A 26,149-nucleotide genomic window follows, 5' to 3' on the forward strand; every position below is an offset into this window, starting at 1 on the left:
AGCTTTGAGAACCGTTCGCCCGATCAGGGCCTTCAGCGACAATTACATCTGGCTCCTCGAGGCAGACGACGGCCGGGTCGTCGTCGTGGACCCGGGCGATGCCGACCCGGTAGCCGACGAGCTTTCCTCACGGCAGCTCACGCTCTCTGCAATTCTCGTCACGCATCATCATTTTGATCACACCGGGGGGGTGGCCGAGCTCGCCACCGCCTGGGGTTGCCCGGTATACGGCCCTGCAAATCCGGCAATTGCGGCAATCACTCACCCGGTTGCCGCGGGAGATCAGGTCGAGGTCCTCAATTACCGGTTTGAGGTCATTGCCGTCCCCGGCCATACACTGGATCACATCGCCTACTTCGAGGCCGGAGAAGAACCGCTGCTGTTCTGCGGCGACACGCTCTTTGCAGGGGGCTGCGGACGCGTCTTCGAGGGCACTTACCCGATGATGTTCGAGTCATTGCAGCGGCTGGCGATGCTGCCGGACGAGACCCGGGTTTACTGTGCCCACGAATATACCCGGGCCAATCTCGCCTTTGCCAAAGCTGTCGAGCCGCACAATGCTGAGCTCGCAGAGAGGATTGCCCGTGTCGACGAGCTGCGGGACGATGGCCAGCCCACTGTGCCGTCGCTGCTTGCCACTGAGCTTGCGACTAATCCCTTCATGCGATGTTCGCAAACGAGTGTCATGCAGGGCCTGGCGGCCTCTGGCCGGCCCGCGGACGGAGCACCGGAGGATTGCTTTGCCGAGCTGCGGCAATGGAAGGATAATTTCCGATGAGGCTAATGCCGTCGTTCGGGCGAGTCGGTAGTTTTCTGCCAGCACTGCTGCTCTCGGCCTGCCAGGGGCTTGGCCCGATGGTGTCCGAGTCTGAACGGGAAGAGGATACCGTGAGCACGCGGGTCGCCGTTGTGGATACGCTGCTGGTGCCGGCAACCCCGGAGGCACCGCCAGAGGACCTTTGGGAACGCATGCGTCGCGGTCTGGACTGGCGTCATGAGGACAATCCCGCGGTGCGCAGTGCACGCGATGCCTATCTGGCGCAGCCACTGTATCTTCAGGTGGTCGGTCAGCGGGCTCAGCGCTACCTTCATTACATCGTGGAACAAGTCGAATCCCGCGGCATGCCAATGGAGCTGGCACTGCTGCCACTGGTGGAGAGTACGCTTGATCCCTTTGCCGTATCGCCGCAGCAGGCAGCGGGCCTGTGGCAGATCATGCCCGCGACCGCGAAGTATCTCGGTATGCAAACCGACTGGTGGTATGACGATCGTTTCGACCTTCGCGATTCAACACAGGTGGCGCTGGACTATCTGGAGGGCCTGCATGCAGACTTTGACGGTGACTGGCTGCTTGCGCTGGCCGCCTACAACGCGGGCAAAGGCCGGGTCTCCAGCGCCGTTCGGCGCAACGCCGCCCGCGGCCAACCCACCGACTACTGGTCACTCTCGCTGCCGCGGGAAACCCGTCACTATGTGCCGCGATTGCTGGCACTGAGCGAGATCATACGCAACGCTGACGACCTCGACCTGGAGCTCCCACCGGTGGCCAACGCGCCTGCCTTCATTGCCGTTTCAACCGGTGGACAGATCGAGCTGCAGCGAGCGGCACAGCTCGCCGGTGTGGAAATCGCGACATTGCGCAACTACAACCCGGGACACCTGCGCTGGGCGACAGCACCCGAGCGCGACGAAATACTGCTACCCGAGCTGCATGCAGAGCGTTTCAGCAGGGCCCTGGCCACACTTCCCGTGGATGAACGGGTAAGCTGGTCGCACTATCGCATCCGCTCCGGTGACAACCTCGGTGTGATAGCGCGCCGCTTCGGCACACAGGTAGAGCTGCTGCGGGAGGTCAACGGGATCGAGGGCCACTTCATCCGCGCAGGCGATACCCTTCTCATCCCGCGCGGTGGCAACTGGCGCGGCAGTCTGGACATTGCCCGAAGACCCGATATCGAACGCGAGCGCGCCTACCGCGTGCGCAGCGGAGACTCCCTGTATCGCATTGCCAACCGCTTCAACGTGACCATTGATGAGCTGGTGAACTGGAACAAGATCGATCCGTCAGACTATCTTCGGCCGGGTCAGACGCTGACGCTTTTTGTCAGTGGCGGTTAAATTGTCGTCAACGTCTGCGCTGTCAAGGTCCACCCTGCCCTGTTACCATGCCCACCGAAAGAGTTATCAGTCGGCAAAGAGCCCTCAGGAAGTGCCATATGAGCGACAGTTCGCCCGTCCACAACATCAACGTCGCATCCCAGGAAGTTCTTATCACGCCGGAAAAGCTCAAGGCAGCGCTGCCGCTCAGTGATGCAGGCAGAAGTGTCGTGACATCCAGCCGTGAGGCAATATGGGATATTCTTGACGGTCGCGATCAGCGACTGTTCATTGTGGTGGGGCCCTGCTCCATCCACGACCCGCTGGCGGCCATGGATTACGCGCGTCGACTGAAGGCGCTGGCTGAGGAGCTCTCAGACACGCTGTACATCGTGATGCGGGTCTATTTTGAAAAACCACGCACCACGGTGGGTTGGAAAGGTCTGATCAATGACCCGCACATGGATGATTCGTTCAAGATCGAGGAGGGTCTGCACATTGGCCGCAGGCTGCTCCTCGAGATTCTAGAGCTGGGTCTGCCAACCTCCACGGAGGCTCTGGACCCCATCTCACCCCAGTACCTGCAGGACCTGATCACCTGGTCTGCGATCGGTGCGCGAACTGCCGAGTCACAGACGCACCGGGAAATGGCCAGTGGATTATCCTCACCGGTCGGTTTCAAGAACGGCACAGACGGCAACCTCGATGTGGCGACGAATGCACTGAAGTCTGCCGCCAGACCGCACCGCTTTCTGGGCATCAATCGCCAGGGGCAGGTGTCGGTATTCACGACCCGCGGTAACCGCTACGGTCACGTCGTGCTGCGCGGTGGCAGTAATGGTCCCAATTATGACTCGGTGAACATCAAGCTTTGCGAGGACGCGCTGTCAGCCGCAGGATGCCCGTCCAACATCATGGTGGACTGCAGCCATGCCAACTCCAACAAGCAGCCGGAGTTGCAGCCGCTGGTGGTGGAGGATGTGGTCAACCAGATAAAAGAGGGGAACCGGTCTATTGTCGGCCTGATGCTGGAGAGCAATATCAACGCCGGTTCACAGGCCATTTCCGGCCTTCCGGACACACTGAAGTATGGCGTTTCCGTGACAGACGCCTGTATCAGCTGGGAAGAGACAGCTCGCTGCCTGCGGGATGCGGCAGACAAACTGAAGGATGTTCTTCCTGGACGCCGATCCCCTGACGAGGCGCGTAAAGCCGGTTGATTGATCGCGGCGGCCAGGACCCGTACCGCCGCGCTGTCTCCGGATCAATAATAGGCCTGGGAACGATCCGTGTGGTCGGTCATGTCGCGAACACCCGAAAGGTCGGGGATCTGATCCATGAGCGTCCGCTCCACGCCGTTTTTCAGTGTGATGTCCACTGCGCTGCAGCCCTGACAGCCGCCGCCGAACTGAAGCACAGCGAAATTGTCATCGGTCACCTTGATCAGTGACACCTCACCGCCGTGGGCTGCGAGTGATGGGTTGACCTCGTTGTACAGCAGATAATTGATGCGATCTTCCATGGTGCTGTTTTCGTCAACCCGCGGCATTTTGGCGTTGGGTGCCTTGATGGTGAGCTGGCCACCCATGCGGTCCTTGGCGTAGTCGACCAGTGCGTCCTCGAGAAAAGGTACGCTGCGAGGATCGAACCAGGCCTTGATGCGGTCGAACTCGTGAACCGTATCCTCGTCCTTGATCTCCCCCTCGCGACAATAGGCAATGCAGGTCTCGGCGCGCGGCGTTCCCGGCTGGTTGATAAACACGCGTACCCCTAGTGCATCGTCCTGCTTTGACAGCAATTCTGCGAGATATTCCTGTGCCGAATCGGTGATCGTGATCATAAGCCCCTGCTTCCTGACTAAATTACTCGGGTATTATAGCAAAGGCAGGGCCGCTGTCTCTACCTGCGTGCCCTGCCCGACAACTTTTTGTCTCGGGGTCTGCTAAACTTGCACACTTTTTAACACAGATGACACTTATTATGACGGCTGCCCAGAGTCCCGACATTTCCCCTGGACGCCATGCGGAGCAACAGCTGCGCGATGCGCTCGAACAACGCATTCTGGTAATCGACGGTGCCATGGGCACGATGATTCAGGCAGAAGGCCTCTCCGACGATGATTATCGCGGTGAGCGCTTTGCCAGTTTTGCCGGCGATCTCAAGGGCAACAACGACCTTCTGGTGCTGACGCGCCCGGACCTTATCGCACGCATTCATCGCGATTTCATCGACGCGGGTGCCGATATCATTGAGACCAACAGCTTCAACTCGACCGCGGTGGCACAAGCAGATTACGGGCTGTCCGAGCTTGTGACGGAGCTGAATCTGGCGGCGGCGCGTATTGCGCGGCAGGTTGCCGATGAAGCGATGGCAGAGGACGCGTCCCGACCCCGCTTTGTCGCCGGGGTTCTCGGACCGACACCCCGTACCGCGTCAATTTCGCCGGATGTCAATAATCCCGGTGCACGCAATATTGATTTCGATACGCTGGTGGCGGACTACGCCGAAGCCGCTGCAGCGCTGATCGAGGGCGGTGTCGATCTCCTGCTGATCGAAACCATCTTCGACACCCTCAACGCCAAGGCAGCCGTGTTTGCCTGCCAGCAGGTTTTCGATGGTCTTGGCTACAGCCTGCCGCTGATGATCACGGTGACGTTTCCGGACACCAGCGGTCGACTGCTGTCCGGGCAGAACGCCGAGGCGTTCTACAATGCCATTGCCCACGCCCGTCCGCTGATCATCGGCAGCAACTGCGGCCGCCGCTTCAAGGAAGTGCGACCCTTTCTCGAAGAGCTGTCCAATGCCGCCGAATGCTATTTCAGCGCCCACCTGAACGCAGGGTTACCCAATGCCTTTGGCGAGTACGACGAGCAGCCCGAGGAAATGTTCGAGGATTTTCAGGGCTTCGCCCGGCGCGGCTTCCTCAATCTCGCCGGTGGCTGCTGCGGCACCACCCCCGCCCACATTGCCGCGGTGGCGAGAGCGGTGGCAGATGTGCCGCCGCGGGGAATTCCGCAGCGTGCACCTGCCTGTCGACTGAGTGGGCTGGAAGCCTTCAACATCGATGCCGACAGCCTGTTCGTCAATGTCGGTGAGCGCTGCAATGTCACCGGATCTGCACGCTTCAAGCGCCTGATCATGAACGGCGACTTCGAGGCCGCCCTCGACGTCGCCCGCATACAGGTCGAGGATGGCGCCCAGATCATCGACATCAACATGGATGAGGGCATGCTCGACTCTGAGGAGGCGATGGTGACATTCCTTAACCTCGTTGCCTCTGAACCGGATATCTCCCGCGTACCCATCATGGTGGATTCCTCCAAGTGGAGCATTATCGAGGCGGGCCTCAAGTGCATCCAGGGCAAGGCCATCGTCAACTCCATCAGCCTCAAGGCGGGTGAGGAGGAGTTCCTGCATCAGGCGCGTCTGTGTCAGCGCTATGGCGCGGCAGTGGTGGTCATGGCCTTTGACGAGGACGGTCAGGCAGATACGCTGCAGCGCCGCAAGGATATCTGCAGGCGCTGTCACACCCTGCTGCGCGAGCGCCTGGACTTCAACCCCAACGACATCATCTTCGATCCGAACATTTTTGCGGTCGCCACCGGTATCGACGAGCACAACAATTACGCCGTCGACTTCATTGAGGCCGCCCGCTACATCCGCAGCGAGTTCCCGGGGGCGCTGGTCTCCGGGGGTGTATCCAATGTGTCGTTCTCCTTCCGCGGCAATAACACGGTACGCGAAGCGATCCATTCCGTATTTCTGTACCACGCCATCCGCGCGGGCATGAACATCGGTATTGTTAACGCCGGCCAGCTGGCGGTGTACGACGAGTTGCCGGTGGAACTGCGCGACGCTGTCGAGGACGTCATCCTGAACCGTCGCGATGACGCGACCGAGCGGCTGCTGGAGCTCGCGGAAAAATATCGCGACGATGGCAAGACGGCGGTGCGCAAGGAGGACCTGTCCTGGCGCGAGTGGCCGGTTGCAAAGCGACTTGAGCACTCTCTGGTAAAAGGCATCAACGGCTATATCGAGGAAGACGCGGAAGCCGCCAGGCAGCTTTTTGACCGCCCTATCGAGGTGATCGAGGGGCCGCTCATGGACGGCATGAACATCGTTGGTGACCTCTTCGGCGAGGGCAAGATGTTCCTCCCACAGGTGGTCAAGAGTGCCCGCGTGATGAAGCAGGCCGTGGCCTACCTGCAGCCCTATATCGAAGAAGAGAAATCCGAGGGCGCGCAGACCAACGGCCGCATTCTGATGGCCACCGTGAAGGGCGATGTGCACGACATCGGCAAGAACATCGTCGGCATCGTTCTCCAGTGCAACAACTTCGAGGTGATAGATCTCGGCGTCATGGTGCACTGTGAGAAAATTCTCACCGTGGCAAAGGAAAAAAACGTCGACATGATCGGCCTCAGTGGCCTCATCACGCCGTCACTGGACGAGATGGCGCACGTGGCGGCGGAGATGCAGCGGCAGGACTTCCACGTTCCGCTGATGATTGGCGGGGCGACAACCTCGAAGGCACACACTGCGGTCAAGATTGCCCCACAGTACAGCAACGACTGTGTGGTGTACGTCCCCGACGCCTCGCGCAGTGTCTCTGTGGCCACACATCTTGTGAGTGACCACAAGGCAGAGTTTGTCGAGGCGCGCCGGCAGGAATATGTCGAGGTACGTGAACGCGTGGCCAATCGCAAGCCACGTGCCCGTCGCCTGTCTTTTGGCGCCGCCGTCGATCACCGCCTGACACTGGACTGGAGCGCATACCAGCCACCGGTGCCGCAACTGTCGGGACTCAAAGTCATCGAGGACTACCCCCTGGAGAGCCTGGTAGAGACCATCGACTGGACCCCGTTCTTCATCACCTGGGAGCTTGCCGGCAAATACCCGGCAATCCTCGAGGATGCAGTGGTGGGTGCACAGGCACGCGACCTCTACCGCGACGCCCGCGAGATGCTGGACAGGATTGTCCGTGAAAAGTGGCTGACGGCGCGTGGGGTTGTCGGATTCTGGCCTGCCAATGAGCGGGATGGTGATATTGTGCTGTTCGACAGTGACCAGCGCGACAGCGAATGCGCCCGGCTGCATCCCCTCCGCCAGCAGGTGGAGAAACCCGGTGGCGATCCCAACCTGAGTCTCGCGGACTATATTGCCCCCATGGGGACGCCGGACTTCATCGGCGGATTCTGCGTGACGACCGGACACGGTGTCGCCAGTCGCGCGGCCGAGTTCGAGGCCGCCAACGATGATTACAACAGCATTCTGCTGAAGTCGCTCGCAGATCGCCTGGCGGAGTCATTCGCCGAGTGTCTGCACCGTGAGGTGCGCCGGGAGCTCTGGGGCTATGCGCCGGACGAGGCGCTGGAAACCAACGACCTGATACGTGAACGTTATCGCGGCATCCGGCCCGCCCCCGGCTACCCTGCCTGTCCGGACCACACGGAAAAAGCCACCCTGTTCCGCCTGCTGGACGCAGAGGCGAACTGCGGCGTTACGCTGTCGGAAAGTTACGCCATGGACCCCGCCTCGTCCGTCAGCGGCTGGTACTACTCCCATCCCGACTCGCGCTACTTCGCCGTCGGAAAAATCGGCAACGATCAGCTGGAAAGCCTCGCGGAGCGCAAGAACATGCCACGTGAAGAGCTTGCACGCTGGCTGTCACCGAATCTCGAATAAGGTCACTCACAGATGCAGGATAAACGACACACCGACGGTGATGCGCCGGAGCCTCACAAGCGCGATGAAGAGTCACCTGAGGAACCGCCCAGAAGCCTGAAACCGCGGCAGATCATCAGCAGTGTGTTTGCTGCGGGTCTGGGCGTACAAAGCAGCAAGAATCGCGAGCGCGATTTCACGGAAGGGAACGCCGGCCTCTTCATCATTGCGGGCCTGGTATTTACCGCGCTGTTTATCGGCGGTGTCTATCTGGTGGTGCAGGTGGTATTGAAGACCGCCGTGTAGCGTTCTGCCAGACACCACCCGATACCCAGGCTCAGGTGGGCATGCCACCGAGCCATATCGCCATGCCCACCACGACAATGGTGATGATGGCGGTTGCGGCGATGGCATCGGCGGTGCCATCTCTCGAGCCGTTATCCTGTTGTGCCATGACTGTCTTTCTCCGGATTCATCGTGCTGTCGACGCGACATGCCCCGACAAGGGTCAAACGGCGCAAGTATACCAGCCGCAGCGCGCTGCAGAAGACCTCTCCGGTGGGTTCTATCGTTAGGAAAAAATAGAATATCTGGTGATTCTTTTATTCTGTTACAGTGCCGCACTTTCCCGATTGAAGCGCCGGATACCCGATGTACGCCTACGACCACTATGACCAGCAACTCGTGGATGAGCGTGTTGCACAGTTCCGTGATCAGACCTCGCGCTATCTCGCCGGTGACCTTACGGATGCCGAGTTCCTGCCGCTGCGTCTGCAGAACGGCCTCTACGTGCAGCGTCTGGCACCCATGCTGCGTATCGCCGTGCCCTACGGTCTCCTCAGTGCGGTACAGGTACGCAAGCTCGCGCAGATCACCCGCGACTACGACAAGGGTTATGCGCATATCAGCACCCGACAGAATATCCAGATCAACTGGCCAAGGCTTGAGGACGTGCCTGACATTCTTGCGGAGCTTGCAAGTGTTCAGATGCACGCCATACAGACGAGCGGCAACTGTATTCGCAACACCACCACGGACCAGTTCGCGGGCGTGGCTGCGGATGAAATCGAGGATCCGCGTCCTTATTGTGAAATCATCCGGCAATGGTCAACGCTGCACCCGGAATTCGCCTTTCTTCCGCGCAAATTCAAGATCGCCGTATGTGGCAGCCACGAAGATCGCGCTGCCATCCACGCTCACGATATCGGGCTGGAGCTGCACGCCAATAGCGCCGGGGAAATGGGCTTTCGTGTCCTTGTGGGAGGCGGCCTTGGCAGGACACCGGTTATCGGCAGCGAAATCTGCCAGTGGCTGGAGAGGCGCCACCTCCTGAGCTACCTGGAGGCGATCCTTCGCGTCTACAACAAGCACGGACGCCGCGACAACAAGTACAAGGCTCGCATCAAGATTCTGGTCAAGGCGATGGGCGTCGACGCGTTCCGTCGTGCGGTCGAGACGGAATGGGCATCGCTCAAGGACGGCCCGACAACACTGACCGAGAGCGAAATGGCACGCATGGCGACGTTCTTCACCCCGCCGCCCTATGAGCAACCTGACGCGATGTCCGACAAGGCTGCCGTCGCCGCGGCTGCGGCGGCAGAGCCGCTGTTTGCCAACTGGCTCCGGCGCAATACGGTGGCTCACCGGGTGGATGGCTACCGCGCGGTCACGGTATCCTTGAAGGCAACCGGGAACCCGCCCGGGGACGTATCCGACAGCCAGCTTGACCTGCTGGCCGACCTCTGTGAGCAGTTCAGCTTTGGCGAGCTACGAACCACCCATCAGCAGAACATTGTCCTGGCCGATGTCCGCGAGCGCGATCTGCACGCGCTGTGGCGGTCGCTGCAGGCCGGCGGACTGGCGAGCCCCAATGCGGGTTATCTCACCGACATCATCTGCTGCCCTGGCGGTGACTTCTGCTCGCTGGCCAACGCCAAATCCATACCGGTGGCCGAGGCCATACAGGAGCGCTTCGATGATCTCGATTACCTGTATGACATGGGACCACTCGAACTGAATATCAGCGGATGCATGAACGCCTGCGGACACCACCACATCGGCCATATCGGCATCCTCGGTGTCGACAAGAAAGGTGAGGAGTTCTACCAGGTGTCCCTTGGCGGCAGCCAGTCAAAGGATGCCAGCATTGGCAAGATTCTCGGACCATCTTTCAGCCGTTCAGAGATGCCGGACGTGATCGAGACGATCCTGTCAGTCTACGTGGCCGAACGCCTTGAGGACGAAACCTTCCTGCAGGCCTTCCGCCGGATTGGCATGCAACCGTTCAAGGAGCGTGTCTATGCCCGCGTTGATCCGCAATAACACGATCGTCAGTGACGAGTGGTGCTTTGATGCCTCGGACAGCGACGGCATCGGCCGCAGGCGGGCGTACTCACTGTCTGAGTGGAAAGAAGATGGTCGTCCCGCCCATGCAGGGGTGCAGATGGAGCCCGGAGACGACTGCCGGGAGCTCGCGGAGGCATTGCCACGGCTGGAGTTGATTGCCGTTCACTTCCCGGCGTTCACGGACGGGCGTGGTTTTTCGATGGCACGCGAACTGCGTGATCTGGGGTACCGCGGAGAACTCAGGGCACGTGGCCACATATTGCCGGACCAGATGCACTTTCTGCACCGCTGTGGCTTTGATGCCTTCCAGCCCGATGACAGCTCACGGCTGGGGGCCTCTCTGGAACGACTGCAGGGGTTCTCGGAGCACTACCAGGCAGCTGTCGACCAGCCCCTGCCGCTTTTCCGACGCCGCGGGTGACCCGCGGAGGGCCGCCACCCGGCGGCGCTCCAGGTCAGAGTTTGGACTCGAGCTCCGGCAGCGCCGTGAAGAGATCAGCAACCAGCCCGTAATCCGCCACCTGGAAAATGGGGGCATCATCATCCTTGTTGATCGCCACAATGGTTTTCGAGTCCTTCATGCCCGCCAGGTGCTGTATCGCGCCGGAAATGCCGACCGCGATGTAGAGGTCCGGCGCGACAATCTTGCCCGTCTGCCCTACCTGCATGTCATTCGGCACAAAGCCGGCATCGACGGCGGCGCGGGAGGCGCCGATGGCGGCACCCAGCTTGTCGGCAATGCCCTCGAGCATCTTGAAGTTCTCGCCGTTCTGCATGCCGCGCCCGCCTGAGATGACGATGGGCGCTGCCGTCAACTCCGGTCGGTCAGACTGTGCAATTTCCTGACTGATGAACTCGGACAGACCTGCGTCGTGCACTGCGTCAACCGCTTCCACGCTCGCCGAGCCGCCGTCTGCCGGCGCGGGATCAAAAGCGGTGGTGCGCACGGTGATGACTTTCTTGGCGTCGGAACTCTGAACCGTGGCGATCACGTTGCCGGCGTAGATGGGCCGCTTGAAGGTGTCCGCAGACTCCACGGCGATAACGTCGGAGATCTGCGCGACGTCCAGCAGTGCCGCAACCCGCGGCATGATGTTCTTGCCGTTGGTCGTCGCCGCCGCAACGATGTTGTCGTAGGGCGCTGCAACTTCCGCTATCAGCAGACTGACGTTCTCCGCCAGCTGATTGCCATATACGGCATTGTCGGCACACAGCACCTTGCCCACGCCGCCGATCGCCGCGGCCGCTTCGGCAGCGGCCGAGCAACCGGCACCTGCAACAAGAATATCGATGTCAGCACCCAGTGCCTGGGCTGCCGCCATGGCGTTGAGCGTGGCGGGGCTCAAAGATTCGTTGTCGTGTTCTGCAATTACCAGTGTGCTCATCCGATCACCTTTGCTTCGTTCTTGAGTTTGTCGACCAGCTGGTCGACATCTTCGACCTTGATGCCCGCCTTGCGCTCTGCCGGTGGCTCGACCTTGACCAGCGTCAGGTGCTTGCTCACCTCGACGCCGAGATCACCGGGCGTGAGGACATCCAGCGGTTTCTTCTTGGCCTTCATGATGTTGGGTAGCGAGGCATAGCGAGGCTCATTGAGGCGCAGGTCGGTTGTGATGATGGCGGGCAGACTGAGGCTGAGCGTCTGCAGTCCACCGTCGATTTCCCGTGTGACTTTCAGACGGTCACCGTCTACCTCGACCACCGAGGCAAAGGTGCCCTGGGCCATGTTGGCGAGTGCCGCGAGCATCTGCCCCGTCTGGTTATTGTCACCGTCAATCGACTGCTTGCCGAGGATGACAAGCTGCGGTTCTTCCTTGTCGATAACGCCTTTCAGGAGCTTGGCAACCACCAGCGGCTCGACCCCGCCCTCAGTCTCCACCTGAATGCCGCGGTCGGCGCCCAGGGCGAGTGCAGTGCGAATCTGCTCCTGGCAGGCTTTTTCGCCAATGGAGACGGCGACGATCTCGGTTGCCACGCCGGCTTCCTTGAGCCGGACGGCTTCTTCCACGGCGATTTCGCAGAAGGGGTTGATGGACATCTTGACATTATTCAGGTCAACATCTGTGCCATCGGCTTTGGCGCGGACCTTGACGTTGTAGTCAACGACGCGTTTAACAGCGACTAGAACCTTCATGCAGTCTCCATTTATTGCTTGGTCGGGATAATTGGGATGGCGCGCCCTCTCACGATCGCCAGACCGGGTCGTAACCGGAAGGAGCACAAAATTGGCGACACATGGTGCCGAGTTTCCCTACGCTGGTCAATACTAGCGGGAAGTGGCGTGCAATGCCCACTGCCTGCCATCCCGGGGTACAGGCGACCGCCCAACCCGCGTACACTGCGCCCTCCAGTTGGGACGAATGAAGGCAGTGAGACAGCTATTCCTTGAGAGTTTGCAACGCTATGGCCGCTGGTACGCGCTGGCCTTCCTTCCCGGGCGCCACGCTGGCGCGGCACTGACCGGCCGACGCCTGCTGTTCCTGCTGGCCCTGCCGCTATTTTTCGCCGTCCAGTTGATGCACTGGCTATGTCTTGCACTGGACGAGCTGTTATTCCCCGGCTATCGCCGTACCCCCGTCACGGCACCGATCTTTATTACCGGCATTCCGCGCAGCGGCACCACCTACCTGCACCGCGCCCTCGCTGCCGAGGATGAGTTCTGCGTATTCACCACCTGGGAGGTACTGCTGGCCCCATCCGTCGTGCAGCGTCGCTGCGTGCAGGCCATGGCTGCCGTTGACCGCTGGCTGGGTTCGCCGGGGCTCCGGCTGCTGAACACGCTGATGCGCCGTTTCGGCAAAGACCTTGATGACATTCACCCGGTATCGCTTGCCGCACCCGAGGAGGATTACCTGCTGCTGCTACCCGCTGCTTCCTGTTTCTTCCTGTTGCTGGCATTTCCCTTCGATCCCTGGTTAAGCCGGCTGCCGACACCGGAGCGGCTGACGGAGAACGGCAGGCAGCGCCTTTTGGGCTTTTACCACTGCCTTCTGCAACGGCATCTGTATGGGGCGCCAGAACCGCGAAGACTGCTGTCAAAGAACGCGGCGTTCGCGGGCTGGCCACCCTACCTGCTGGCGCAATATCCCGATGCGTGCATCATTATCTGTGCAAGGCACCCTGAGGCCGCGCTGGCTTCGCAGCTCAGGGCACTGGCGCCGGCCCGGGCGATTTTCGGTACGGATGCCGGTGGCGAGACGACCCGGGCGCTGTTTACCGATCTTTATGGCGATTTTTATCGAGCCATTGCCAGTTTTCTCGAGGCGGCTCCCGCGGCCAGCGTGCGTCTTGTCATTCAGGAGGACATGCGAGCCGATTCGGCAGCCGTGCTCCGCGGGGTAAGGGACTTTGTCAGGGGTGGGTTGGCTCCAGACAGCCTGTCGTCGGCGACAGTCGCCGCGGCATCGTTCATCCCTGACAGCGCGACCCACGACGACGCTCACCTCGCCTTCCGGCAAATGCTCGGCTCGCCGCTGCGACTCAGGATTCCACTGTGAGTCGTATACCGACAAACCGCGGTTCTTCGGTCCGAGCCGCGTTTTTCTCGGACGCACTGCCAGAGCGCAACGGAACCGGGGCCTACTATCACGACCTTCTGCCCCAGCTGGCCGCGCAAGGTGTCTGTCCCCGGATCTACCAGACAGACACCGATGGACAACCTCGTCTGCTATCGATGCGTATGCCCGGCGATCGACAGCAGAGACTGGCCGTGCCGCCGATCACCGCTATCCAGCGATCCTTGCGGCAGCTGCAGCCACAGGTCGTGATTGTCGCTACCCCGGGGCTGTTCGGCCTCTACGGCATCTGGGTTGCGCGGCGCCGTCGGCTGCGTCTCCTCGCCGCATTCCATACGGATTTTGAGCGCCTGGCGACCATGTACTGGACGCCACTGCCACGCCTTTTCTTCGCTTCTGTGCTGCGCTGGGCCAATCGCGTGGTGTGCCGCGCTGCCGACTGCGTGCTTGTGAATAACGAGGCGCTGCTGCCGCTTGTCAGGGACCTCGGCGCTCGCGATGCACGGGTGATCGGTACCCCGCTGCCCGGCGAGTGTCTGCATTTGCCCGCTGCCATACCGGACACGCTCACCCGTGTCTGCTTTGCTGGTCGCATGGCGCCGGAAAAGAATATCGGGCGCATCATCGACGCAGCGGCATGCCTTCCCGAGATCGAGTTTCTGCTGATCGGTGATGGCCCTCTGCGCAGTGCGCTTGAGCTCCGCGCCCGCGGACTCGCCAATGTGCATTTCACGGGCTGGCTGTCGAGACAGGCACTGATAAGCGCCCTGGATTCCTGTAGTCTGTTGCTGTTGCCGTCCGAGTTTGAGACCTTCGGCTCAGTCGCGCTGGAAGCACTTGCGCGCGGCCGACCTGCGCTGGTGTCGGCGGCGGCAGGAATCTGCGCCTGGGATGAGTTGCGTGGTGGCGTGTTGCCGCTGGAGCCAGATAGGGACCTGGCGCAGTGTCTCAGGGATCTCGCCAGTGCGACGCCGGAGGAATGGCGCCAGCGCTCCAGTGCAGCACGCCAGGCGGCCATGGCACTGAACGACGCAACAGTCGCCAGCTGGTCGCGCATCCTGAAGGGCCAGGACGCAACACCAACAGACAATGCCCAGGACGATGCCATGGTGAATTCGTGAAACCGCGAGCGCTGATATCCCTGCATGACGTGATGCCTCACACATTGGCCGACGTGCGAGCGACGCTGGATCTGCTGGCGACGCTGGGGATTTTCAGGGTGTCACTGCTGGTGGTGCCCGGGTTGCCCTGGTCGAAGACAGATCTTGAGGCCCTGCGTGCGCTCGACGCCGAGGGGCACGAACTCGTTGCCCACGGCTGGCAGCACGAGACGAGCCCGAGACGTCCTCTGCACCGGCTACACGCCGTGCTGATTTCGCGCAATGCTGCCGAACATCTGGCGCTCACCCCGGACGACGTCGCGCGCTTGATGTGCCGCAGTCGGCGCTGGTTCGAAACGCACTCGGTGCAGGTGCCGGACACCTATATACCCCCGGCCTGGGCGCTTGGGGGACTCAGCCGCTCCGTTATGGCGTCCCTTCCCTATTCGCGGATAGAGACTCTAAGCGGTGTGCATGTCAGGCAGAGCGATGGCCTTTTTACCCTGCAGCACATGCCGTTGCTGGGCTTCGAAGCGGACTCGGTGACCCGGGCCCGGTTTCTGACCCACTGGAACCGGCTGCAGCTGCGCCTGTCCCGGCGTTTCGGTCGCCCGCCGCGGATTGCGCTGCATCCGGCGGACCACCGCTTGTTCCTGGGCGCACAGTTGCGCGCCATTCTGGCGCTCGGCTGGTCATCCATGCCCTACCGGGATCTGCCCGGCGAAGATCCCTGCCCGGGCGAGAGGGCCAGCGCATGAAGCTGAGCGCCTTTGGCGAAAAGTTTTCCGCGCGCTCCGGTGTGGTTGATCTCATGCGCGACCTCGGTGATGCGCTGCACGACAACCCCGATATGCTGTTTATGGGAGGTGGCAATCCCGCGCGCCTTCCGGCTGTAGAAGCCGTCTATCGCGACCGCCTGCGCGCATTGCTCGATGACCCTTGCCAGTGGCAGCGTCTGGCCGGCAGCTACCAGTCACCCGGGGGCGATCGCGGCTTTCGTGAAGCCCTGGCAAACCACCTTCAACGGCGCTACGGATGGACGCTGGGCCCTGACAATATTGCCGTTACCAACGGCAGTCAGTCCGCCTATTTTGTCCTGTACAACCTGTTTGCCGGGCAGATGCCGGATGGCAGTCACCGCAAGATACACCTGCCGCTGTCACCGGAATACATCGGCTATGCAGATGCCGGAATCGGTGTTGATTTCTTCTCGGCGACACCGCCCCGCATTGCGCTGACCGGGGCGCATGAATTCGAGTATCGCCTGGACACTTCGCGCCTGGACATTGACGAGACCGTGGGCGCACTGTGCGTGTCGCGACCGACCAATCCGTCAGGCAATGTCCTGGACACTGACGAACTTGCCGCTCTGGAAGCTCTGGCGGCGGCGCGGGACATCCCTCTCATCGTCGATGGCGCCTACGGTGCGCCGTTCCCGGATATCACGTTTACCGAAGCCGCGCCGCGCTGGAATCCGGGAACGATCCTGACGCTGAGTCTGTCAAAGCTCGGACTCCCGGGTCTGCGCACGGGCATTATCGTTGCGAGCGAGCCCGTGGTGGCTGCATTCAACAGCACGAACACCATTCTTACCCTGGCCAGCGGCGCTTTGGGACCAGCGCTGGCCGAGGATCTGATAAGCAGCGGAGCGCTGCAGGACTTGACGGATGCGACGATCAAGCCCTTCTACCGCGATCGCATGCAGCACGCGGTCGCCACTGCGCAGCGCGCGCTCGCTGGCCTGCCCTACCGCCTGCATCGACCACAGGGTGCGTTTTTTCTCTGGTGCTGGTTCGAGGGCCTGCCGATCAGCAGCGCCGAGTTGTACGAGCGCCTTAAGCGGGCAGGTGTGCTGGCGATTCCGGGAGAGCGCTTTTTCATAGGACTCGATCCTGGCTGGGCGCACACCCGGGAATGCATGAGACTATCCTATGCGCAGGATCCACGCGTGGTCGAGGCCGGCCTGGCCCTGGTGGCGCGCGAGGTGCGGCGCGCTTTCGACGCGGGCTGACACTGGTTTTTGACCTCCGCACTCCCTATAATTGTTATTCCAATCAATGATTTACCCTTATCACGCGGCGGTCTACCCGACACCAGTCACACTGATGCAAGGAAACGTACATGACGGTTGAGCGAGAGTCGATGGAGTTTGATGTTGTAGTGGTGGGCGCAGGCCCGGCCGGCCTGTCCGCCGCCTGTCGCATCATGCAACTGGCGCAGGAGAACGAGCGGGAAGTGTCGGTTTGCGTCGTCGAAAAAGGTTCTGAGGTAGGTGCCCATATTCTCTCCGGCGCCGTGCTGGAGCCGCACGCGCTGGATGAGCTGTTTCCCGACTGGCAGTCAATGAATGCGCCCATTTCCACCCGGGTCAGCGAGGACCATTTCTATTTCTACACCAGCGATCAGAAAGCCACGCGGCTGCCCCACTTCCTGATCCCGAAACCTACCCACAACGACGGCAATTATATTGTCTCGATGGGCAACGTGTGCCGCTGGCTGGCAGAACAGGCCGAGAATCTCGGTGTAGAAGTCTATCCGGGATTTGCCGCGGCTGAAGTCCTTTATCACGAGGACGGCTCGGTGAAGGGTATCGCCACGGGAGATATGGGGATCAGCGCCGACGGCGAACACAAACCCAGCTTTACGCCCGGTATGGAACTGCATGCCCGCTACACTCTCTTCGCCGAGGGCTGTCGCGGCCATCTGGGCAAGGAACTGATCCGCCATTTCGAGCTGGATGCCGGAAAGGATCCGCAGCACTATGGTCTGGGCATCAAGGAGATCTGGGAAATTCCGGCAGAGCAGCACCAGGAGGGGCTCGTTACCCACGGCCTCGGCTGGCCGCTGAAGGAGAGCGGCTCTTCTGGTGGCGCGTTCATGTATCATGCGGAGAACAACCAGGTCTACCTTGGCTTCATCACGGACCTGAACTACAGCAACCCCCATGTATCCCCCTACGACGAATTCCAGCGCTGGAAGCATCACCCGGAAACCGAGAAGTATCTCAAGGGCGGTAGCCGGCTGGGCTATGGTGCCCGCGCCATCACGAAGGGCGGGCTGAACTCCCTGCCGAAGATGCATTTCCCCGGCGGTCTGCTGATTGGCTGTGATGCGGGAACCTTGAACGCGGTGAAGATCAAGGGCAATCACACGGCCATGAAGAGCGGACTTATTGCCGCGGAGGCGGTTGTCGAGGGACTGCTGCAGGGCGACGATGCACCGCAGGACCTGACTGCTTTTGCCACGAAACTGGAAGCGTCCTGGCTTTACAGGGAGCTTTACACGACGCGCAATTTCTCCGGCTTCATGCACAAGTTCGGTTTTCTGTTGGGCTCCGCCATGGTCTGGATCGACCAGAACCTGTTCGGCGGCAGGCTGCCGTTCACCTTGAACGATTCCGTCCCGGATCACGCGACACTCAAGCCCGCAGCGGAGTGCCCGAAAATCACCTACCGCAAGCCCGACAATGTGCTGAGTTTCGACAAGTTGTCCTCGGTATTCCTGTCCAATACCAATCATGAGGAAGACCAGCCCTGTCACCTGACGCTGAAGGATGCAGCGGTCCCGATCCAGCACAACCTGCCCATGTACGACGAACCTGCGCAGCGCTACTGCCCAGCCGGCGTTTACGAAGTGGTAGAAGACGGGGACGGGCACCGCTTCCAGATCAATGCGCAGAACTGTGTCCACTGCAAGACCTGTGATATCAAGGACCCGACCCAGAATATCGTGTGGGTGACGCCGGAAGGCTTTGGAGGGCCCAACTACCCGAACATGTAAGCCGGGGCGGCGATGTTTACTGCCTGTCGGTCATCCGGCCGACGGGCCAAGCACGTAGGACAAGCCGCCACTGCGTATCACGAGGTTGGCGCCACTTTCTTCCGCAGTCTCTACCAGTCGGTACCAGACACTTCTGGCCAGGCTCGCGCTGAGGCCATGGTGACAGACAAGCCAGGGAACGTCGCTGTGTGCTGAGGCGCACAAAGGATGATCTTTCCCGATGACGATGTCGGGACCATGATTGCAGCTGGCGACGAGGGTACCGTCCGACGCATTTCGGGTGATGTCGATCACCTGCAGTGCATGCGCTTCGACCCGTATACGCCATTTTTCCACTGGCGTGACCAGATAATACTGCCCGTCTGCCTCACGTCTCAGAATGCTGCTGAACAGATCAACGATCGCACTGCGCTTGAAGGTGGTGCCCTCGTGCAGCCACTCACCGTCGGCCCTGATCACGATATCAATATCTCCCGACAGCGGCGGGTCCCATTGCTGCAGCGGCGGCGCGGCGCGGTGCCCCGCATCCTTAAGCTGTCTACCGATGTCGTCCAACGGATCGGCCATACTGTAAAATCCCTGATGCCTCTCTCAATGACGCAAATACCGTCGCGATAGGGAAGAACGAGTGGGGCGATGGCGCGGCTGACCCTTCAGTAAACGGTAACCTCTGCCTGGTCCCTCAGCCGCTTCTCGAATTGGCGCTGCACCATGCCGGCATATTCTCCTGCTATGCGATCGGCGAGTCGGGTACGCTGTTCTGTGTCCAGTGCCGCTAGTTGACCGGGCTTGACGCGCGACAGTTCAACGACGTAGAGATCACCATTGTCCGCCCTGGCGCTGTCACGAAGTGGCTGACCCTGCGGGCCGGGCAGCGCGAACCCACGTTGACTCACGACCGCCGGGAGCCTCCCGCTGCTGCGGGTGGTACCCAGTTCCACCTGCCATTCGTAGTCGAGATCCTGAGCTACCTGCTCCATGGTCTCGCCAGCCTCGAGACGCGCAATAATAGCGCGCGCTTCACGCGACGACAGCTCCCTGGCCCGCTCGGCGGCGATGCGTGATGCGATGCGCTCGCGAACCTGCTCGAGAGGCAGGGCCTCCGGCGCGCTGTAGTCGTCAACGTGGACGACGATAAAGCGGTCGGAATCCATTTCCACCACTTCACTGTTATGTCGAAATTCGAGGACGTCCTCGGAAAAGATCGCAGACTGCAGCGCCGGGTCGCCGAAGATACCTTCCTGATTGCCGCGCAGGACGTTGTCCGCCGTCTCGACCTCGAGGTCCATTTCCTCTGCCGGTCCACTCAGGTCCTCGGCGTTGAAAACGAGGTCCCGAAGCTGCTCGACGGCCAGCAACAGTTCCCTGCGTGCATCACCGCTTTGTATCTGCTGCTCGAGCTCTGCGCGCATGTCTTCAAACTGAATGCTCTCGCCGGCGCGGCGCTCAACAACCTTGATCAGGTGAATGCCGGCATCGGTTTCCACCGGTGCGGAAATCTGTCCGGGCTCCAGCGCCGCAATGGCCTCTTCCATCGGCTCGGGGAATGTATCCCCGGCAGTGAACCCAAGATCTCCACCGAAATCCGCCGAGCCGACATCGTCAGAATACATGGCGGCGGCCTCGTCAAACGGCATGCCATCATTGATGGCCTTCTGCGCCTCCTCGATTCGCGTGCTGAAGGCGGATTCCGACTCGTCGCTGCCCTGCTCCAGGAGAATGTGCGCGACCCGGCTCTCTGTCTGGTATTGCGCATCCTGCTTCGCCAGCTCGAACGCCTCACGCAGCTCCTTTTCACTGACCGGCTCACGGAACGCGTCAGCGTTGAGTTCGATAAAGCTGATATCGACGCTCTCCGGCGACATGAACTCATCACTGTTGGCGTCGTAGTAGGCCTGTATGTCGTCGTCACTGACCTGGTCGATCTGGTTGAAGGCATTTAGCGGCAGCATGATGTAGCGAATATCACGCTGTTCCGCGGTAACGGTAGCGCTGGCGCCGAGCTCGGTTGGCGTTGCGAACTCGCTTGCCGACAGGCCCGCCCGAAGTTGTGCCAGCAACAGGTCCTCGCGCAGGCTGCGTTGAAATAGCGCCGGCGTATAACCCGCGCTGGCAAGCGTGTTCTGGTAAAGCGGTGCGGAAAACTGCCCGTCCATCTGGAACTGTTCCATGCTCGCAATAATGGCTCCGACGTCACTGTCAGCCACCACCAGTCCCTGCTTCCTTGCAGCCTGCACCAGCAGTTTGCGTTCTATCAGGCCGTCGATTGCCTGCGCAACGAGGCGCTCGTCGTCCAGCAGCGCCGGGTCGGCGTTGTCGCCCAACATCGACAGCAGGCGACGCTTCTGCAGGTTGACCGTCTGCTGCACTTCCGCTGGGCTGAGTTCCTCGCCGTTTACCTCGGCCACGGCATCCGACCCACCACCGACCAGAAGTGACTCGATACCAAAAATGGAAAAAGAGACGACGATCAGACCGATGATGATCTTGGCCAGTGTGCCTTTACTGTTGGCGCGGATGTTTTGCAGCATGAGGAATCGTGTTTTCCGGGTTCAGTGGTTGATATGGCGTCGCCGGAGCCTAAACAAAAAAAGCGTGCCTTTCCAGCACGCTTTTCAAGAGACTGCCGATGATCACTGTGTGAGACTTGTGATGGCGGGGCTGAGAGGCGATTCGTCAACCTGCCTGGCCGCCGGGCTCAGGAGTTGACGGCGTCCTTGAGTGCCTTGCCGGCCTTGAAACCCGGCACGTTGGAGGGTGCAATCTGAATGGTGGCACCGGTTTGCGGATTGCGTCCCTCTCGACCCGCGCGCGCCTTGACCGAAAAGGTACCGAAACCGACTAGTGCCACCTGGTCACCCTTCACGAGAGCCTTGGTGATGTTGTCGATCACGGCATCGAGTGCCCGGCCTGCATCCGATTTGTTGATGTCTGCATCGGAGGCGATGGCGTCAATAAGTTCTGATTTGTTCACTATGATCCCCTTTGATTCATACTGTTATGCAGGCAGGGCCTGCGCTGCTCTGGGAAGATTTACGGGTACCGCGAAGAGCCACGAACTCTATAACACGGCACCCGGAATGGTCAACAGAAAGCCCTGCTTAATGTGTGTTTATGCGGGCTTCGTCGGCGTCTGACGAGGCATCCTTGCCCGGCTGCACAGCACCTGCCAGATACTCCTTGTCGCTGAGGGGTTCTGGCGTCTTCTCCAGTGCGATCGCCAGCACTTCATCGATCCATTTCACGGCAATGATTTCAAGATCCTGTTTGATGTTATCCGGCACTTCCTTCAGGTCGCGCTCGTTTTCCTTCGGAATAATCACTGTCTTGATACCGCCGCGGCGCGCCGCGAGAAGTTTTTCCTTGAGACCGCCGATGGGCAACACCTCGCCACGGAGCGTGATTTCTCCAGTCATGGCAACATCAGCGCGCACCGCAATGTGCGTTGCGACAGAGACCAGCGCCGTGCACATGGCGACACCGGCGCTCGGTCCGTCCTTCGGTGTTGCGCCCTCGGGCACGTGTATGTGGATATCGTGCTGATCGTGGTAATTTGCCGGTATGCCCAGCATCTGCGATCGACTGCGGACGACGGTTCCCGCTGCCTGTATCGACTCCTGCATGACGTCACCAAGTGACCCGGTCTTGACGTAGCGTCCCTTGCCCGCAACGGATGCGGCTTCAATCGTGAGAAGTTCGCCGCCGACCGAGGTCCAGGCAAGCCCTGTCACCTGCCCTATCTTGTTCTCCTCTTCGGCAATGCCGTAGTTGTACTTGCGTACGCCCAGCAGATCCTCAAGGTCGTCCGGTGCCACCGTCTTGCCGCTTTCGGCCTCACCCGTGGCAATTGCCTTGACCATCTTGCGACAGACTTTCGCGATCTGGCGCTCCAGTGAGCGAACACCCGCCTCTCTCGTGTAATAGCGGATAATGTCGATAACCGCTTCCGCTGCCAGCGTCACCTCGTCGGTCTTGAGTCCGTTGAGCCTGGTCTGCTTGGGAATCAGGTAGCGCTGCGCGATGTTGAGCTTTTCATCCTCCGTATAGCCGGGTATCCGTATGACCTCCATACGGTCGAGCAGCGGCGTCGGAATATTCATGGTATTCGACGTACAGACAAACATCACGTCGGACAGGTCGTAGTCGACCTCCAGGTAGTGATCATTGAAGGCGTGGTTCTGCTCGGGATCCAGGACTTCCAGCATTGCGGACGCGGGATCACCCCGGTGATCCATCCCCATCTTGTCCACTTCATCCAGGAGAAACAGCGGGTTGCGAACGCCAGCCTTGGCCATTTTCTGCAGGAGTTTTCCTGGCATCGAACCGATGTAAGTCCGACGATGCCCGCGAATCTCGGCTTCGTCGCGCACCCCACCCAGCGCCATGCGCACGAACTTCCGGTTCGTCGCCCTCGCCAGTGACTCCCCGAGAGAGGTCTTGCCGACCCCGGGAGGACCGACGAGGCAGAGTACAGGGCCTTTCAGCTTGCGAACGCGCTTTTGCACAGCGAGGTACTCGAGAATGCGTTCCTTCACCTCCTCAAGACCGTAGTGATCCTTCTCCAGGATATCACTGGCGCGCTTGAGGTCATGTTTTACCTTGCTTCGCTTTGACCAGGGTACGCTCACCATCCAGTCGATATAGCTGCGGACCACCGATGCTTCAGCGGACATCGGCGACATCATTTTCAGCTTGCTCAATTCGCCCATGGCCTTTTCACGGGCCTCATCGGGCATTTTCGCTTCCTGAATGCGTGCCTCCAGGTCGTCTGCCTCGTTCGGCACATCGTCCATGTCACCGAGCTCTTTCTGGATGGCCTTCATCTGCTCATTCAGGTAGTACTCGCGCTGGCTTTTCTCCATCTGTTTCTTGACCCGACCACGGATGCGCTTCTCGACCTGGAAGAGGTCGATTTCGGCTTCCATCAGGCCCATCAGATGCTCCAGCCGCTCCTTGACGTTGGAGATTTCAAGAATGCGCTGTTTTTCCTCCAGGTCGACCCCCATGTGGGCCGCGATAGTGTCTGCGAGACGGCCGGGGTCATCTATGCCTGACAGCGAGGTGAGCACCTCTGCCGGAACCTTCTTGCTCAGGTTGACGTACTTTTCGAACTGCCCCGCCGTGGAGCGCAGAAGCCCTTCACCCTCCGTTCCTGCGGGTTCGTCGCTCTCTATTTCACGAACACCGGCGATCGCAAACGGACCGTCATCGTTGATGAAATCGACCGCTGCACGATAGCCGCCCTCGACCAGCACCTTGATAGTGCCATCCGGGAGCTTGAGCAGCTGCAGGATGTTCGAGACCGTGCCAACCTGATAGATGTCATCGACGCCAGGATTGTCTTCTGAGGCGTTGCGCTGTGCCACAAGCAGCACCTGCTTGTCGCTCGCCATGGCTTCTTCAAGCGCATCGATGGACTTTTCCCGACCGACGAACAGCGGCAGGACCATATGTGGATACACAACCACGTCGCGCAGTGGCAACAGTGGCAATTCAATTACGGTGGTGTCACCCATAGATGTCTCCGGGTCTGTCAGCATTGCTACTGAGATGGGGCCATATTGTGAGAAAACAAGATGACCGGGGTTGCAGGCTGGGACGCCGCCGGGCGGCGGCGTCAGTCGTCTGTGGACGCTGCCCTGGCGGGCTCGCTGTTCTGGTAGACCAGCAGTGGCTCGGAGTCGCCGTGTATGACGGACTCGTCAATGACAACCTTGGCAACGTCGTCGCGGGACGGAATGTTGTACATGGAGTCGAGCAATACCCCTTCGAGTATCGAGCGCAGACCACGGGCTCCCGTCTTGCGCTCCATGGCACGCTCGGCGATGGCCCGCAGACCGTCTTCCCGGAAATCAACCTCAACACCCTCCATTTCGAAGAGCTTGCTGTACTGTCGTGTCAGAGAATTCTTGGGCTCGGTCAGAATCTGCATCAGGGCAGCGACGTCCAGTTCCTCAAGAGTTGCAATGACCGGCAGGCGGCCCACAAACTCGGGAATCAACCCATACTGCACCAGGTCATCTGGCTCAAGCTCGAACAGCAGCTCGCCCACGTTGCGCTTATTATCCTTGCTTTTGACCTCGGCGCCAAAGCCAATGCCACCCTTTTCCGAGCGGTTGCGGATGACCTTGTCAAGACCGGCGAATGCCCCGCCACAGATGAACAGGATGTTGGCCGTGTCGACCTGCAGAAACTCCTGCTGGGGGTGCTTGCGACCCCCCTGGGGTGGCACCGATGCGACGGTGCCTTCGATAAGTTTCAGAAGCGCCTGCTGCACGCCCTCACCAGAGACATCGCGAGTGATCGACGGATTGTCCGACTTGCGTGAAATCTTGTCGATCTCATCAATATAGACGATGCCGACCTGCGCTTTTTCGACGTCATAATCACACTTTTGCAGGAGTTTCTGGATGATGTTTTCGACATCCTCACCAACATACCCTGCTTCTGTGAGCGTCGTGGCGTCCGCTATCGTGAACGGAACGTCCAGCAGTCGCGCCAGCGTTTCGGCCAGGAGCGTTTTGCCGGAGCCAGTGGGTCCGACGAGCAGTATGTTGCTCTTGCCCAGTTCGACGTCCTCGCCGCGGGAGGTACCGTAACGCAACCGCTTGTAGTGGTTGTAAACCGCTACCGAGAGCACCTTCTTCGCGCGCTGCTGTCCGATGACGTATTCATCAAGAATGGCATTGATTTCCTGGGGCACGGGCAGCCGGTCCTGCTTGTCGTCAGCATTCGCCTCCTGCACCTCTTCCCGGATAATATCGTTGCACAGATCGACGCACTCGTCGCAAATAAATACCGACGGCCCCGCGATCAGCTTGCGCACTTCATGCTGGCTCTTGCCACAGAAGGAGCAGTAGAGGAGTTTTCCGCTGTCGTCTCCGGATCCGGAGGATTCCTTACTCATTTATCCGCCTATTGCCACGTGCTGGATGTGTCTCTTGTCGCCCTAAGGTTGAAGTTTTTCACCGGGCTTTGCAAGTGTGAGGGCTCAGGCCTTGGCCGCGTCCCGTGAGCTGACAACGGAATCCACCAGGCCATAATCGCGGCTTTCCTCGGCACTCATGAAACGGTCCCGTTCGGTATCGCGCTGAATCGTCTCCAGCGGCTGTCCGGTGTGATCCGCCATGAGCCGATTGAGTCGCTCGCGGATGAGCAGGATTTCGCGGGCGTGGATCTCGATGTCACTCGCCTGGCCCTGGGCGCCGCCCATGGGCTGATGAATCATCGTTCGGGCATTGGGCAGTATGAACCGCTTGCCCTTGGCGCCACCGCCGAGCAGAAAGGCGCCCATTGACGCGGCCTGGCCGATACACATGGTGCTGACATCGGGCTTGATGAACTGCATGGTGTCGTAGACGGAGAGTCCCGCGGTCACTGACCCGCCCGGTGAATTGATATACAGGTGCACGTCCTTGTCAGGGTTCTCCGATTCGAGAAAGAGAAGCTGAGCGACGATGAGGTTGGCCATGTGGTCATCCACCGCACCCACCAGGAAGATCACACGTTCCTTGAGCAGACGGGAGTAAATGTCGTAGGAGCGCTCACCACGCGCGGTTTGCTCCACGACCATGGGAATCAAGCCGATGTTGGTAATTGTGTCCACTGTTGCGCCTGTTTGTTGCGACATGTTGACGTGTCCTTGGC

The 26,149-nt window shown here is 60.4% G+C and carries 22 protein-coding genes; 12 read left to right on the forward strand and 10 right to left on the reverse strand.

Going from position 1 to position 26,149, the window contains the following annotated elements:
* Positions 1-4 precede the first annotated feature (4 nt).
* The 3 genes from gloB (at position 5) to EV688_RS14690 (ending at position 3,317) form a co-directional block, all read left to right on the forward strand.
* The gene (gloB, locus tag EV688_RS14680; protein WP_117319228.1) at positions 5-778 is read left to right on the forward strand and encodes a hydroxyacylglutathione hydrolase; all 774 of its coding nucleotides are present in this window, start codon (positions 5-7) and stop codon (positions 776-778) included.
* Positions 775-2,118, forward strand: coding sequence for a LysM peptidoglycan-binding domain-containing protein (locus EV688_RS14685; RefSeq protein ID WP_240624430.1), 1,344 nt, complete (start codon positions 775-777; stop codon positions 2,116-2,118). Before gloB ends, EV688_RS14685 begins: the two co-directional genes overlap by 4 nt.
* A gap of 98 nt (positions 2,119-2,216) precedes the next feature.
* Positions 2,217-3,317: a 3-deoxy-7-phosphoheptulonate synthase gene (locus tag EV688_RS14690; RefSeq protein WP_117319226.1), complete on the forward strand. Its 1,101-nt coding sequence runs from the start codon at positions 2,217-2,219 to the stop codon at positions 3,315-3,317.
* Between the two features lie 44 nt (positions 3,318-3,361).
* Here the strand turns inward: EV688_RS14690 and nfuA are convergent, their stop codons facing one another.
* A complete protein-coding gene (gene nfuA, locus EV688_RS14695; protein WP_117319225.1) occupies positions 3,362-3,937 on the reverse strand; it encodes a Fe-S biogenesis protein NfuA in 576 nt (191 codons plus the stop codon).
* Between the two features lie 140 nt (positions 3,938-4,077).
* Here nfuA and metH point away from each other — a divergent pair, with 140 nt between their 5' ends.
* Positions 4,078-7,782: a methionine synthase gene (gene metH, locus EV688_RS14700; protein WP_131917687.1), complete on the forward strand. Its 3,705-nt coding sequence runs from the start codon at positions 4,078-4,080 to the stop codon at positions 7,780-7,782.
* 12 nt (positions 7,783-7,794) lie between these two features.
* A complete protein-coding gene (locus EV688_RS14705; protein ID WP_117319223.1) occupies positions 7,795-8,067 on the forward strand; it encodes a DUF2970 domain-containing protein in 273 nt (90 codons plus the stop codon).
* Positions 8,068-8,098: 31 nt separating this feature from the next.
* Here the strand turns inward: EV688_RS14705 and EV688_RS17605 are convergent, their stop codons facing one another.
* Positions 8,099-8,215, reverse strand: a complete 117-nt coding sequence (locus EV688_RS17605; protein WP_205686708.1) for a methionine synthase — start codon at positions 8,213-8,215, stop codon at positions 8,099-8,101.
* Positions 8,216-8,412: 197 nt separating this feature from the next.
* Between EV688_RS17605 and EV688_RS14710 the strand changes: the two genes are divergently transcribed.
* Both EV688_RS14710 and EV688_RS14715 read left to right on the forward strand, forming a co-directional pair.
* The gene (locus EV688_RS14710) at positions 8,413-10,083 is read left to right on the forward strand and encodes a nitrite/sulfite reductase (protein WP_117319222.1); all 1,671 of its coding nucleotides are present in this window, start codon (positions 8,413-8,415) and stop codon (positions 10,081-10,083) included.
* Positions 10,061-10,528 (forward strand): DUF934 domain-containing protein, encoded by a 468-nt coding sequence (locus tag EV688_RS14715; protein ID WP_117319221.1) that lies wholly within the window; start codon positions 10,061-10,063, stop codon positions 10,526-10,528. The genes EV688_RS14710 and EV688_RS14715 overlap by 23 nt, the downstream gene beginning before the upstream one ends.
* A gap of 34 nt (positions 10,529-10,562) precedes the next feature.
* On the opposite strand, the gene EV688_RS14720 is transcribed toward EV688_RS14715, so the two are convergent.
* Complete coding sequence (locus tag EV688_RS14720; protein WP_117319220.1) at positions 10,563-11,492, reverse strand: electron transfer flavoprotein subunit alpha/FixB family protein; 930 nt, start codon at positions 11,490-11,492, stop codon at positions 10,563-10,565.
* Complete coding sequence (locus EV688_RS14725) at positions 11,489-12,241, reverse strand: electron transfer flavoprotein subunit beta/FixA family protein (RefSeq protein ID WP_117319219.1); 753 nt, start codon at positions 12,239-12,241, stop codon at positions 11,489-11,491. The genes EV688_RS14720 and EV688_RS14725 overlap by 4 nt, the downstream gene beginning before the upstream one ends.
* Before the next feature lie 235 nt (positions 12,242-12,476).
* Here EV688_RS14725 and EV688_RS14730 point away from each other — a divergent pair, with 235 nt between their 5' ends.
* From EV688_RS14730 to EV688_RS14750, 5 genes are all read left to right on the forward strand, one after another.
* Positions 12,477-13,604, forward strand: coding sequence for a sulfotransferase (locus EV688_RS14730; protein WP_162883978.1), 1,128 nt, complete (start codon positions 12,477-12,479; stop codon positions 13,602-13,604).
* On the forward strand, positions 13,601-14,743 hold the full coding sequence (locus tag EV688_RS14735; protein ID WP_117319217.1) for a glycosyltransferase: 1,143 nt from the start codon (positions 13,601-13,603) through the stop codon (positions 14,741-14,743). Before EV688_RS14730 ends, EV688_RS14735 begins: the two co-directional genes overlap by 4 nt.
* Complete coding sequence (locus tag EV688_RS14740; protein WP_276309897.1) at positions 14,740-15,480, forward strand: DUF2334 domain-containing protein; 741 nt, start codon at positions 14,740-14,742, stop codon at positions 15,478-15,480. The genes EV688_RS14735 and EV688_RS14740 overlap by 4 nt, the downstream gene beginning before the upstream one ends.
* Complete coding sequence (locus tag EV688_RS14745) at positions 15,477-16,733, forward strand: valine--pyruvate transaminase (RefSeq protein WP_117319215.1); 1,257 nt, start codon at positions 15,477-15,479, stop codon at positions 16,731-16,733. Before EV688_RS14740 ends, EV688_RS14745 begins: the two co-directional genes overlap by 4 nt.
* A 110-nt stretch (positions 16,734-16,843) precedes the next feature.
* Positions 16,844-18,502, forward strand: coding sequence for an electron transfer flavoprotein-ubiquinone oxidoreductase (locus EV688_RS14750; protein WP_117319214.1), 1,659 nt, complete (start codon positions 16,844-16,846; stop codon positions 18,500-18,502).
* Between the two features lie 30 nt (positions 18,503-18,532).
* Here the strand turns inward: EV688_RS14750 and EV688_RS14755 are convergent, their stop codons facing one another.
* From EV688_RS14755 to clpP, 6 genes are all read right to left on the reverse strand, one after another.
* Complete coding sequence (locus tag EV688_RS14755) at positions 18,533-19,069, reverse strand: DUF1285 domain-containing protein (protein ID WP_117319213.1); 537 nt, start codon at positions 19,067-19,069, stop codon at positions 18,533-18,535.
* Positions 19,070-19,155: 86 nt separating this feature from the next.
* Entirely contained in the window at positions 19,156-21,033 is a 1,878-nt protein-coding gene (locus EV688_RS14760; RefSeq protein WP_117319212.1) for a SurA N-terminal domain-containing protein, read from the reverse strand.
* A gap of 167 nt (positions 21,034-21,200) precedes the next feature.
* Entirely contained in the window at positions 21,201-21,476 is a 276-nt protein-coding gene (locus EV688_RS14765; RefSeq protein WP_117319211.1) for an HU family DNA-binding protein, read from the reverse strand.
* Between the two features lie 127 nt (positions 21,477-21,603).
* Complete coding sequence (gene lon, locus EV688_RS14770) at positions 21,604-24,018, reverse strand: endopeptidase La (RefSeq protein ID WP_117319210.1); 2,415 nt, start codon at positions 24,016-24,018, stop codon at positions 21,604-21,606.
* A 101-nt stretch (positions 24,019-24,119) separates the two neighbouring features.
* Positions 24,120-25,409, reverse strand: coding sequence for an ATP-dependent Clp protease ATP-binding subunit ClpX (clpX, locus tag EV688_RS14775; RefSeq protein ID WP_117319209.1), 1,290 nt, complete (start codon positions 25,407-25,409; stop codon positions 24,120-24,122).
* Between the two features lie 84 nt (positions 25,410-25,493).
* Positions 25,494-26,132 carry an ATP-dependent Clp endopeptidase proteolytic subunit ClpP gene (clpP, locus tag EV688_RS14780; RefSeq protein WP_117319208.1) on the reverse strand — a complete coding sequence of 213 codons (639 nt, stop codon included), beginning with the start codon at positions 26,130-26,132 and terminating at the stop codon, positions 25,494-25,496.
* Between the last annotated feature and the right edge of the window lie 17 nt (positions 26,133-26,149).

Origin of the sequence: Chromatocurvus halotolerans (genome assembly GCF_004340525.1) — a bacterium.
Lineage (GTDB): Bacteria > Pseudomonadota > Gammaproteobacteria > Pseudomonadales > Halieaceae > Chromatocurvus > Chromatocurvus halotolerans.